The organism is Pseudomonas sp. SIMBA_068 (genome assembly GCF_046534705.1).
Lineage (GTDB): Bacteria > Pseudomonadota > Gammaproteobacteria > Pseudomonadales > Pseudomonadaceae > Aquipseudomonas > Aquipseudomonas putida.
In genome coordinates this window covers 1-237 of sequence record NZ_JAWRYI010001617.1, presented here as the reverse complement: position 1 = coordinate 237, position 237 = coordinate 1, and the positions used below count along the sequence as shown (strand labels likewise).

At 56.5% G+C, this 237-nt stretch carries 1 protein-coding gene; it reads left to right on the top strand.

The features are described 5' to 3' along the window. Nucleotides 1-34: 34 nt before the first annotated feature. On the top strand, nt 35-237 hold a 203-nt coding region (locus SB756_RS35185), incomplete at its 3' end, for a hypothetical protein (RefSeq protein WP_410913896.1).

Sequence of the window (237 nt, the reverse complement as noted above, 5' to 3'; positions counted from 1 at the left end):
CGGTTCCAACGTGGCCGCACAGAGGGACTTGGTCATGTCCGCGGACCGCAACGTCAACATCGTTGCGGAACAGAACACGGCCAACGAGCACCAATACGAAAAAATCAAGAAATCCGGTTTTGGCGCATTGGGCGGTATCAGTTATGGATCGCGCCAGACGACGGACTGGGTGGATACCAAGCGAGGGCTCAATACCGGCAGCACGATCGGCAGCGTAACTGGGGATGTGCTGATCAA